The 11747-nt window shown below is 68.1% G+C and carries 9 protein-coding genes; 6 read left to right on the top strand and 3 right to left on the bottom strand.

The genetic code is table 11. From position 1 onward, the window contains the following. Positions 1–6: 6 nt before the first annotated feature. On the bottom strand, positions 7–765 hold the full coding sequence (locus C8J26_RS15850) for a FadR/GntR family transcriptional regulator (RefSeq protein WP_208631424.1): 759 nt from the start codon (positions 763–765) through the stop codon (positions 7–9). A gap of 171 nt (positions 766–936) precedes the next feature. Between C8J26_RS15850 and C8J26_RS15845 the strand changes: the two genes are divergently transcribed. From C8J26_RS15845 to C8J26_RS15835, 3 genes are all read left to right on the top strand, one after another. After that, on the top strand, positions 937–1500 hold the full coding sequence (locus C8J26_RS15845) for a GNAT family N-acetyltransferase (RefSeq protein ID WP_244185350.1): 564 nt from the start codon (positions 937–939) through the stop codon (positions 1498–1500). Positions 1501–1591: 91 nt separating this feature from the next. After that, positions 1592–2074: a peptide-methionine (S)-S-oxide reductase gene (locus C8J26_RS15840; protein WP_208631423.1), complete on the top strand. Its 483-nt coding sequence runs from the start codon at positions 1592–1594 to the stop codon at positions 2072–2074. 98 nt (positions 2075–2172) lie between these two features. Then, positions 2173–2394, top strand: a complete 222-nt coding sequence (locus tag C8J26_RS15835; protein ID WP_130325346.1) for a hypothetical protein — start codon at positions 2173–2175, stop codon at positions 2392–2394. Positions 2395–2419: 25 nt separating this feature from the next. Here the strand turns inward: C8J26_RS15835 and C8J26_RS15830 are convergent, their stop codons facing one another. Continuing rightward, on the bottom strand, positions 2420–3220 hold the full coding sequence (locus tag C8J26_RS15830; RefSeq protein ID WP_107959224.1) for a transglutaminase family protein: 801 nt from the start codon (positions 3218–3220) through the stop codon (positions 2420–2422). 173 nt (positions 3221–3393) lie between these two features. On the opposite strand from C8J26_RS15830, the gene C8J26_RS15825 reads away from it, so the two are divergent. The 3 genes from C8J26_RS15825 (at position 3394) to C8J26_RS15815 (ending at position 9600) form a co-directional block, all read left to right on the top strand. Then, complete coding sequence (locus C8J26_RS15825; protein ID WP_107959223.1) at positions 3394–4947, top strand: aldehyde dehydrogenase (NADP(+)); 1554 nt, start codon at positions 3394–3396, stop codon at positions 4945–4947. Positions 4948–5057: 110 nt separating this feature from the next. After that, positions 5058–8177, top strand: coding sequence for a PAS domain-containing protein (locus tag C8J26_RS15820; RefSeq protein WP_107959222.1), 3120 nt, complete (start codon positions 5058–5060; stop codon positions 8175–8177). 82 nt (positions 8178–8259) lie between these two features. Further along, positions 8260–9600, top strand: a complete 1341-nt coding sequence (locus C8J26_RS15815; protein WP_107959390.1) for an ABC1 kinase family protein — start codon at positions 8260–8262, stop codon at positions 9598–9600. Here C8J26_RS15815 and C8J26_RS15810 read toward each other — a convergent pair. Beyond that, positions 9597–11738 (bottom strand): hybrid sensor histidine kinase/response regulator, encoded by a 2142-nt coding sequence (locus tag C8J26_RS15810; RefSeq protein ID WP_244185349.1) that lies wholly within the window; start codon positions 11736–11738, stop codon positions 9597–9599. The two genes, C8J26_RS15815 and C8J26_RS15810, sit on opposite strands and share 4 nt — an antisense overlap. Positions 11739–11747: the final 9 nt, after the last annotated feature.

Here is an 11747-nt window from a genome sequence, read left to right as displayed (position 1 = left end):
TTCGCGTCAGCCGAGCACGGCTGCGCCGCGATCGACCACCGCGCCTTCGCTCTCGGCCTGGCGGATGAGGATCATGACGTCCTCGATGATCGACCGGATCGTCGCGCTGGCGGAGCTTGCGTCACGCGCGGCGATCGCCTCGAGCACGGCCTTGTGCGCGGGCAGGCTGGCGCTGCGGCCCTTGAAGCGGTTGGTGAAGCGGATCGAGGTGCGCAAAGCAGTCGACACGAGATCCTCGAACTGCGCGAAGAAAGGATTGTCGCACGCGCGCAGGATCGCGACGTGGAACGCAATATCGGCATCGAGCGCATCGTCATCGCCGCGCTCGGCCGCCTCCATCCGCGCATAGCCTGCCGCGATCATCGCGACGCCCGCCGACGTCGCGTGCATCGCTGCAAGCTGCGCCGCCATCGGCTCGACCGCGAGGCGAAGCTCGTTGAAGCTGCGCAAGAGCGGCAGCGTGAACTGGCGTTCGAGCAGCCAGCGCAGCACGTCGGTGTCGAACAGGTTCCACGCGGTGTTCGGCTGGATGATCGTGCCCTGCCGTGGACGCGCGGACAGCAGGCCCTTCGCGGTCAGCATCTTGACGGCCTCGCGCGTGACCGACCGGCTGACGCCGTGCTCGGTCGCCAGTTCAGCCTCTGTCGGAAAGCGTTTTCCGTCATAATGGCCGGTGACGATCGCACGGCCCACCGTATCGAGCATTCCGTAGGTGAGGTTGCGGCCCAAAGCCGTGCGGACCTTGGTAGGCTTGGGTTCGATCATGCGGCTTGGTCGCCCAAAATCGGGGTGGCGACAAGTGGTCCTTTCCATATCGTCGGGGCGAAGCAGGCGCGGGGGACGCTACGTGTTTCCCGACGCTGCGGCGGCGGTCGCCTTGCGGCTAGGTACGGCGTGCGTCGCCGATCGCGGTGGCCAATCGCAAAGGACATCACGATGGTCGAACTCGTCAGCGAGCGCGCAGACGCCGGAGCAACACTCCCGGTCGTGTCGTGGAGCGCGGATATCGCGACGCGGACGGGCTATGTCTTCCATGTTCGCCCCGCCTGCCCCGCCGACGAGCCTGCGCTCGGCACGTTCTTCGAGCATGTCGACGTCGAGGATCTGCGGTTTCGCTTCCTCAGCGCGATCCACGAGGTCGGCCATGAACAGCTCCGCGCGCTCGTCACGGTCGATCACCAGCGCACCGAGAATTTCCTCGCCTTCGATCCAGCGACCAACGCGATCGTCGCGACCGCGATGCTGGCGGCGGATAAAAGCCTCGCGCGCGCCGAAGTCGCGCTGGCGATCCGCAGCGATTTCAAGCGTCGCGGCATCAGCTGGAGCATGCTCGACCATGTCGCCGCGTTTGCGCGTGCCAGGGGGATCACGACGCTCGAATCGATCGAGAGCCGCGACAACCACCAGGCGATCGAACTGGAACGCGAACGCGGCTGGAACGCCGCGCCATGCCCCGGCGATCCGTCGTCGATGATCCTGCGGATGACGCTGTCGACGTAACGGCCCCGCTGACCGCTGCTTCATCGACGGTTGCGCCCTGCGGTGGCGTCACTACGACCCGACGCGACGGGACCGGCGCGGAGAGGTGACAGTGGAGAAGATCGGCTTTGGCGGCGGCTGCCACTGGTGCACCGAAGGGGTCTTCCAGGCGTTGCGCGGCGTCGTTCAGGTCGATCAGGGGTTCCTCCAGTCCGAGCCGCCCTGGGACGCGTGGGCGGAAGGTGTGATCGTGACCTTCGATCCCGCGATCATACAGCCGGGCATTTTGGCGGAGGTCCACCTCCGGACGCATTCGGCGAGCGGTACCTACTCGCCGGAAGGGCGGTATCGCAGCGCGGTGTACGTCTTCGACGATGAGCAGCACGACGAAGCCGCGCGCACGATCGCGCAGTTCGCCAGCGACACGGGCGAGCCAGCCCGGACCGCGGTGCTCGCGTTCGTCGGGTTCCGCGGGTCCGAGGAACGCTACCGCAATTACTACCAGACCGATCCCAGCCGGCCGTTCTGCCGCCGCTATATCGACCCCAAGCTGGCATATATCCGGCAGCACTTCGCCGACCTCGCGCTGCCCTGACTCTCATATCCTCCGAGGGGCTGACGCGAGGCCGTAGACGCCGATCGACGATGTACGGCATAGCCGCCACGACACACCGGCAACGCAAGAGACGAACAATGACCGCAACGATCATCACCCCCAGCGGGCCGGGCGCAATGGAAGCCGGCCTCGTCCTCGACGAGGAGGGCGGCCGCTTCGTCGTGCTGACCTTCAAGGAACCCAACGGCGAACCGACGCTCGTCACCTTCACGGTGCCGGTCTTCCAGAATTATGTCGAGCATCTGGTGCGCACCGCCAAGGCCGCCGGCGAGGAGGCGAACTGGGGTATTCCCGGCTGAAGGTCAGGCCGGGGCCGTCCCCGGCTTACGCGTGCAACGACGCCAATATGCCGGAGACCTTCGCGCGAAGCTCGGGCTCGCGCGTAATCTCCAGCATCGCGCTGAGGCTCCCGCGCGCGGCGCCGATGTCGCCGCTGGTCAGTTCGAGACGAGCGCGTTCCCACCAAGCATGGCCCGAGTCGGGTGCGACGAGCGTCATGCGGTGATAGAGAATGAGCGCGCGTCGGCCGTCCCCGGCCGCTTCGGCACGTGTCGCCGCATTCATCAGCAGGCGCAGAAGGATCGCGCGGTTCGGCATCGTCGCGACATGGTTTGCCGCCGCGACCCGACCAGGATCCACCGCGTGGAGCAGCGCGACGAGCTGGTCGCGATCGACCGGCTCACCGCCGCGAAACGGGTCGATCATCACCGGAACCGCCTCTTCACCGACCAGCACGAGCACATGCCCCGGCACGTCGAGGATGTTTGCCGTCCAGCCCAGCCGCCGCGCCGCCGCGACATACAGGATCGACAGGCTGACGGGCAGGCCGCGGCGACGCTCGATGACGCGGATCATGTCGGTGTTGGCGGGATCGTCATAGGTCGCGGAGTCGCCGACGAAGCCGAACTCGTCGCCGATGACGATCGCGAGCAATTCGGCCTGCGACCGCGCGTCGAGACCCTCGCTGCCGGCCGCTTCCAGCCGGTCGGCGATCGCCTGGAAGACGCCCTGAAACGCCTCGCGACTGGCGCGAGGGTGATCGGGCAGCGCCAAAGCGAGTGCCGCCTCGTCGAGAACGACGTCGGCGTCGTCGATGAGGCCAAGGTGGATGAGATCATCGTGCATTCCGCCAAGATGGGAGCGCCGCGATCTTCCGCAACGCCTTCGGGGAGGCCGCCGCAAGCGAAACATCCCGACCTTGCGCTTGCGTGTTACCGCTCCCACCAATAGTGCATGCGCAACGCTGGCCGACGCAGTCGCGACGATACGGCCTGCACCGTTTGACCTGGAGAACTGACATGGACGGCACCTTCCCGATCGGCGCACGCGCCGTAAGCAGCGACGTCACCTTCCTGGCGATCGACCCTTCGACCGACGCGAAGATCGAGCCCGCCTTCGCGGTATCGAGCCAGGACGACATCGCCGACGCATGCTCGCTCGCCGACGCCGCGTTCGACACCTTCCGCGAGACCGACCCGGAGGCGCGCGCGGTGTTCCTCGAGACGATCGCCGACGAGATCGAGGCGATCCATGCGCCGCTCGTCGCGCGGGCGATGCAGGAGAGCGGCCTGCCGCAGCCACGGCTTGAGGGTGAGCGCGGTCGTACCACCGGCCAGCTCCGCCTGTTCGCCAAGCATCTGCGCCAGGGGACATGGGCGTCGGTCGTGATCGATCACGCGCAGCCCGATCGCAAGCCTGCGCCGCGGTCCGACCTGCGCCAGCGTCGCATCGCGGTCGGTCCGGTCGCGGTGTTCGGTGCGTCGAACTTCCCGCTCGCCTTCTCGGTCGCAGGCGGCGACACCGCCTCCGCTCTGGCTGCCGGCTGCCCGGTCGTGGTCAAGGGCCACCCCGCCCATCCCGGCACGTCGGTGATGGTCGGCAAGGCGATCCAGGCCGCCGTCGCCAAGTGCGGCCTGCCCGAAGGCGTCTTCTCGCTGGTCCAGGGCCCCGCCAACGAACTCGGTGCCGCGCTCGTCAACGATCCGCGGATCAAGGCTGTCGGCTTCACCGGATCGCGCAGCGGTGGCCTCGCGCTGGTCGCGCTCGCCGCGGCGCGGCCCGAGCCGATCCCGGTCTATGCCGAGATGAGCAGCATCAACCCGGTCATCCTGTTCCCCGCGGCGCTGGCTGCGCGCGGTGAGGCGCTCGGCAAGGCGTATGTCGGATCGCTGACGATGGGATCGGGGCAGTTCTGCACCAACCCCGGCATCGTCGTTGCGGTCGACGGCCCCGACCTCGACACCTTCGTCGAAGCGGCGGCCGCTGCGCTGGGCGAGGCCGCACCGCAGGTTATGCTAACCCCCGGCATCCATGCCAGCTACGAGCAGGGCGTCGCCGCGCTCGCCGGCCATGACTCGGTCGAGACGCTCGCGCGTGGCATCGACGCCGAGGGCGCGAACCGCGGCCGTGCGGCGCTGTTCTCGACCACCGGCAAGGCGTTCGTCGCCGACCCGGCGCTGTCGCACGAAGTCTTCGGCGCGGCGTCGATCATCATCCGCTGCGCCGACCTCGCCGAGGTTCGCCGCGTGCTCGAGACGATCGAGGGCCAGCTGACGATCACGCTGCAGATCGACGAGGGCGACCATGCCGACGCGGCGGCGCTGCTGCCGGTACTCGAGCGCAAGGCGGGCCGCATTCTCGCGAACGGCTGGCCGACGGGCGTCGAGGTCGCACCGGCGATGGTGCATGGCGGCCCCTTCCCCGCCACCTCGGATCCGCGCACGACCTCGGTCGGAACCGCGGCGATCGAGCGGTTCCTGCGCCCGGTCTGCTATCAGGATCTGCCCGACGCGCTGCTGCCCAAGGCGGTCAAGCACGGCAACCCGCTCGGCCTGCCGCGCACCGAGGGGTGATCGCGCGGCGCGCGGTGGCGGGAGCGGTCGAGTGACCGCCTCCCGCCACCGTTCGTATTCCACCGTTCGTATTCATTGACACGCGTGCGCGGCAAACCCACTAGTCGAACATGACAACACCCGCCTCGTCGCGCACCATTTCCCTGCCAGCCGATCTTGGCCGCCAGATCGACGATCTCGCCGCGCAAGGCCATGGCGATGTGACCGCGATCATCCGCACCGCGCTCGACCAGATGCGTGCGCCGCGCACGCCCGTCGAGGCGCTGATCGGCGGCGGCGAATGCGGCATGCTGGTCCGCCAGCGCGACTGGAGCGCGACCTCGCTCGGCCCGATCGAGACATGGCCCGCCGAGCTCCGCGTCACGCTCGCCAACATCATCAATTCGCCGGTGGCCAAGGTCGTGATGTGGGGCCCCGATCACGTCATGCTGTACAATGACAGCTATCGCGCGGTGGCCGGCGACCGTCACCCGGCCGCGCTGGGCAGCCCGGTCGCGATCGCGTTCCCCGAAGTGTGGGACTGGAACCGCGCCGTCCTCGACGCGAGCCAGCGCGGCGAGACCGTGGCCTATCGCGACCAGCCGATCCTGTTCCAGCGGCCCGACGGCCCCGAGACGCTGACGCTCGACCTGTTCTACACCCCCATCTACTGCGCGGGCGGAAGCGTCGGCGGGGTGCTGTGCACGATGGTCGACAATAGCGGCCGGGTCGAGGCCGAGCACCGCCTTGCCGCCACCTCGGCTGAGCTGCGCCGGGTCACCGACGCGGTGCCGATGCTGATCTCGTACATCGATTCCGACCATGTCTATCGGCTCGCCAATGCGCAGTATGAGAACTGGCTGGGCGTCGCCGCCGACGCGATGATCGGCAAGCCCGTCCGCGACGTGCTTGGCGATGCCGTCTACGAGGATCGCCGCGCATCGTTCGATCGGGCTTTGGCGGGCGAGAGCTTCATCGCGCAGACCGTGTTCCCGCACCGCGACGGTCGCCCGCGCCGCGCCGAGTTCCGCTATGTGCCGCATGTCGCCGCGGATGGAACGATCCCGGGCCTCTACGTGCTCGGCATCGATGTCGAAGACCGGGCCCAGCGCGAGGCCGAGCTCGGCATCAGCAACGGCCGGTTCCGCACCGCGATGGACGCGGTCCACGGCGTGCTCTGGACCAACAGCCCCGACGGCCGGATGATCGGCGAGCAGCCGGGCTGGGCGGCGCTCACCGGGCAGTCGATCGACGCGTATCAGAATTTCGGCTGGGCCGACGCGATCCACCCCGACGACGTCGCGGCAACGATCAAGGCGTGGACCAGCGCGGTACTCGCCAAGTCGATGTTCGTGTTCGAACACCGCGTCCGCCGCCATTGCGGCACGTGGCGCACGTTCGCGGTGCGCGGGCTGCCGATGCTCGACGCTGCGGGCGAGGTGATCGAGTGGGTCGGCGTCCACACCGACATCACGCACCAGCGCGCCGCCGAAGCCGCGCTGCGCGACCAGGCCGAGACGCTCGCGCGCCAGGTCCGCCACCGCGAACGCGCCGAGGACCAGCTGCGCCAGCTCAACGAGACGCTCGAGGCGCGAGTCATCCGTGAGATCGACGAGCGTCGCCAGGCCGAGGCCAAGCTCGCCCAGGCACAGAAGATGGAGACGGTCGGCAAGCTGACCGGCGGCGTCGCGCATGATTTCAACAACCTGCTCCAGGTCGTGTCGGGCAATCTCCAGCTGCTCGGCAAGAACCTCGCGGGCAACGAGCGCGCCGAACGCTGGGTCGCCAACGCGATGGCAGGCGTCACCCGCGGATCGAAGCTCGCCGCCCAGCTGCTCGCCTTCGGGCGTCGCCAGGCGCTCGAGCCCAAGGTCGTCAACGTCACGCGGTTCGTCCGCGGGATGGACGACATGCTGCGTCGCGCGATCGGCGAAGGCGTCGAGATCGAGACGATGGTCGGCGGCGGGCTCTGGAACACCTTCATCGACCCCGCGCAGATCGAGAACGCGCTGCTCAACCTGGCGATCAACGCGCGCGACGCAATGGACGGCCAGGGCAAGCTGACGATCGAGCTCGGCAACGCCCATCTCGACGACACCTATGCGCGCACGCATGACGAGGTCGAGCCCGGGCAATATGTGATGCTGGCGGTGTCCGACACCGGCACCGGCATGAGCCCCGAGATCATCGAGAAGGTCTTCGAACCGTTCTTCTCGACCAAGAGCGAGGGCAAGGGATCGGGGCTCGGCCTGTCGATGGTCTATGGCTTCGTCAAACAGTCCGGCGGGCATGTGAAGATCTATTCCGAGGTCGGCGAAGGCACCACGATCAAGCTGTACCTGCCGCGCGCGATGGAGACCGAGGACGTCGAGGTCGTCGCGGATGCCAGCCCGATTTCGGGCGGTACCGAGACCGTGCTGGTGGTCGAGGATGATGACGAGGTGCGCAGCACCGTCGTCGAACTGCTCACCGATCTCGGCTATAGCGTGCTCAAGGCGGTCGACGCCGCGAGCGCGCTCAACGTCATCGAAAGCGGCGTACCGATCGACCTGCTGTTTACCGACGTCGTGATGCCCGGCACGCTAAAAAGCCCCGAACTCGCGCGCAAGGCCAAGGAACGCCTGCCCGACCTCGCGGTGCTGTTCACCTCCGGCTATACCGAGAACTCTATCGTGCATGGCGGCAAGCTCGATGCCGGGCTCGACCTGTTGTCGAAGCCGTACACGCGCGAAGCATTGGCGCGGAAGTTCCGCCAGGTGCTCGCCAACCGCCAGCGTTCGGGCAATCCCGCCGCCAAGGCCGCACGCGACGCCCGGATCGACGCCGACCGCCGGCTCGACACGCCTGCCCGCCGCACGGTGTTGCTGGTCGAGGACGACGCGATGATCCGTGCCAACACCGCCGAGATGCTCCAGGGCAGCGGGTTCGTCGTGGTCGACGCGGCGAGTGCCGAGGACGCGATGACCGCGCTGCAGACGGTCCCCATCGACGCGCTGGTGACCGACGTGAACCTGCCGGGCGTGTCCGGTCCGGACTTTGCACGGACGGCGCGCGCGCTTCGCCCGGGGGTCGGCATCGTCTTCGCCACGGGCGATACGGCTTCGGTCGCGGACGAGACCGATGCGATCATGCTCGAAAAGCCTTATGGCCTCGACGCGCTGGCGGCAGCGGTGCTGGCGTCGCTGGGCGAGACCACGCTCGCGGATCCGCTCGTTGCGGACACCGCAAACCGGGTCACCCAAGTAGATTGACGATTGGCGCTGATTGATCGCCTGAGACAGCGCCCCATATCCCGCATCAGGGTTGCGCTTCGCGGCCGATGAAGGATGCGACGTGACCGAAGACCGCGGTGCCAAGGCCAGTGCAGGGCGTGCCATCCCCAGTGGGCGCCTCGCGCGACTGGGCGTCTTCGGGCGGCTTGCGGGCGGGGTTGCGGGCGGCGTCGTCGCCGAGGGCGCGCGGCGGCTGGCCAGCGGCGAACGGCCGAGCATGGGCGACCTGCTGCTGACCCCCGCCAACGCCACCCGCGTCGCCGACCAGCTCTCGCACCTGCGCGGCGCGGCGATGAAGCTTGGCCAGATGATCTCGATGGACGCGGGCGACATGCTCCCGCCCGAGCTCGCGACGATCCTCGCCAAGCTGCGCAACAACGCGCACCACATGCCGCCGCAGCAGCTCGATCGCGTGCTCGCCGCCGAATGGGGCAAGGACTGGCGCCGCCGGTTCGCGCATTTCCAGGCGCATCCGGTTGCCGCCGCCTCGATCGGACAGGTCCACCGCGCACGCCTTCCCGACGGTGCCGAGCTGGCGATCAAGGTCCAGTATCCCGGCGTGAAGGACAGCATCGACGCCGATGTCGACAATGTCGCGACGTTGCTGCGCGTGTCCGGGTTGATGCCCAAGTCGCTCGATATCGCGCCGTTGCTGGGCGAGGCAAAGCGCCAGCTGCACGAGGAGGCGGACTATCTGCGCGAAGCGACGATGCTTGAACGCTATGGCGCATTGCTGGAGGGCGAGAGTGCGTTCGTCGTGCCTTCGCTGGTGTCCGAGCTGACGACACCGCGCGTCCTCGCGATGAGCTTCGTTACCGGCGTTCCCGTCGAATCGCTCGAAACCGCGCCGCAAGAGGCGCGCGACCGCGTCATGCACGATCTCGTGTCGCTGGTTTTGCGCGAGTTGTTTGAATGGCGACTGATGCAGACCGACCCGAACTTCGCCAATTACCGCTGGCAGCCCGACACGCAACGCCTCGTCCTGCTCGATTTCGGCGCGGCCCGCCCCCTCCCCGCCGAAACCGGCGAACGCTATCGCCGCCTGCTTGCCGCGGCGCTCGCGGGGGACCGCGATGCGGTGCGCGAGGCTGCGGTCGCCGCCGGCTTCCTCGGCGAGGCGGCGGTCGAGCGGCATCGGGCGCTGGTCGACCGGATGATCGATGTGATCCTGGGGGAACTCGCCAAGCCTGGCCCGTTCGATTTCGGCGATCGTGCGTTCGTCGGCGTGCTGCGCGAACAGGGCACCGAGATCGCGCGCGACCGCGAGACGTGGCACCTTCCGCCGATCGACACGCTGTTCGTCCAGCGCAAGATCAGCGGCACCGCGCTGCTGGCCGCGCGGCTGAAGGCCCGTGTCGACATCCGGTCGATGGTCGCCGCCTATTGCGCGGAGCCGGCCTAGCTGGAAGTCGCGGTTGCGGTGCGGAGCGCGGCGGCGAGTTCGCCCATCGAATAGGGTTTCCGCAACAGGTCGAACCCGTGCGCTCCTTCGCGCGAGATGACCTCGCTATAGCCGCTGGTCAGCAGGATCGCGGTCCCGGGATAGCGCCGGCGGATTTCGCGCCCGAGCTCGATCCCGGTCATGCCCGGCATCATCACGTCCGAAAAGACCACGTCGAAGCCCACCGCGTGCGCCTCGAGCAGATCGAGCGCCTCCTCGGCATCGCGCGCGAACACGATCGCGTGCCCCAGATCGGCGAGCGCGGAGATCGCGAACGCGCCAACATCGGGATTGTCCTCGACCACCAGGATATGCAGCGGCCCCTGGTCGGGACAGGCGGCCAGCACCGGATCGAGCGTCATCGCGCCGGCATCGCGTTCGCGCGGCAGATACAGCGCGAACACCGCGCCCTCGCCGGGGACGCTGTCGACGATCACCTCGCCACCCGATTGCTTGACGAAGCCGAACACCTGCGACAGCCCCAGCCCGGTACCGTGGCCGACCGCCTTCGACGTGAAGAACGGTTCAAAGATATGCTCGATATGTGCAGGATCGATCCCGGTGCCGGTATCGCGGATCGCGATCCTGACGAAATCGCCGGTCCGCGCCGCGTGACCGCGTACCGCCGGGATCCGCTGCGCGGTGTCGACGTCGATCGTCAGGCTTCCCCGCTGGCGCATCGCATCGCGCGCATTGACCGCCAGGTTGACGATCGCGGTCTCGAGCTGGCTGGCATCGGCGTTCACCAGGCACGCCTCGTCGGGCAGCCGCATCGACACATCGATAAACGCCCCCGACAGCGTCACGATCATGTCGGTCATCCCGCGCACGATCGTCCGCGCATCGAGCACGGTCGGCGTCAGCGACGACCGCCGGGCAAACGCCAGCAACTGGTTCGTCAGCTTCGTCGCGCGGTCTGCGGTATCCGCGATCGCGGTGATGTAGCGCGTTCGCCGATCCTCGCTCAGCCCCGATCGCTTGAGCAGATCCGTCGAGCCGCGGATCACCGTCAGCAGGTTGTTGAAGTCATGCGCGATGCCGCCGGTGAGCTGGCCCAGCGTCTCCATCTTCTGCGCCTGGCGCAGCGCGTCATGCGCCTCGGTCAGCTCGAGCGTGCGCTCGGCGACGCGCTGTTCGAGCGTGTCGTTGACGTCCTGAACCGCCTTGAACAGCCGCGCATTGTCGATCGCGATCGCCGCCTGCGCCGCGATTCCGACCAGCAACCGCTCATGCCGTTCGGTGAACCGCGCGACATCCGAGTGGCCGAACAGCAACCCGCCCAGCACCGTGCCCGACCGCGACGTCACCGGTACCGACAGATAGCTGCGCACCGGGAGATGGCCCTTCGGCATGCCGTAATGCGGCGCGCTGCGCCCGTAGCGAGGGTCGGCGAGGATGTCGTCGGAACGGATCACGCCCTCGTTGCGGAAGGTCGGGCCGAACACCGCGGTAGCGCGCGGCCGGCCGAGTCTCTCGAACGCCGCCCGCTCCGCACCCGTCAGCGTGAACAGATGGAGCTTCTCGCCTGTCTCATCCATCAAATTGTGGAAATATGCGCCGAACTGTGCGCCGGTCAGCTTTACGCCCGCATCGGTCACCATCTGGATCAGCGGTTCGAGCTCAAGCTCCGCGGCCAGTGCCGCGCCCGTGAGGTTGAGCGTCTCGAGCGTGTGCGTTTCGCCTCTCAGGCCGCGCTCGGCGAGGACCGCGTCGGTCGTCTCGACGATGACCGCCAGCACGCCGCCCGCGACGCCGTGCTCGTCGAGCACCGGCGAATAGTTCAGGTCGAGAAAGACTGGCTCGTCCCGTTTCGGGAAATACTCCGTCATGTCCTGCCGCGCAAACGACAGCGTCTCGCCTGCAAGACAGACCCGCAGGACATGCTCGTTGAACGCGCGGGCCTCGGGCCACGCATCCGCGACCTTCGCGCCGAGCGAGCCGGGATGCCGCGCGCCGATCACCGCCGCGAACGCGTCGTTGTAGAGCATCACGCCATCGGTGCCCCAAAGCAGCGCCATCGGCACCGGCGCGCGCAGGATGATCGCGGTCGCGGTCTTGAGCGGGTGCGGCCACGCCTCGACCGGACCAAGTGCGGTCAAGGACCAGTC

Origin of the sequence: Sphingomonas aurantiaca, assembly GCF_003050705.1 — a bacterium.
In the GTDB taxonomy this organism is placed as follows: Bacteria; Pseudomonadota; Alphaproteobacteria; order Sphingomonadales; family Sphingomonadaceae; genus Sphingomonas; species Sphingomonas aurantiaca.
Note: the sequence above shows the minus strand (reverse complement) of the source record. Positions and strands in the feature narration are given on the sequence as shown.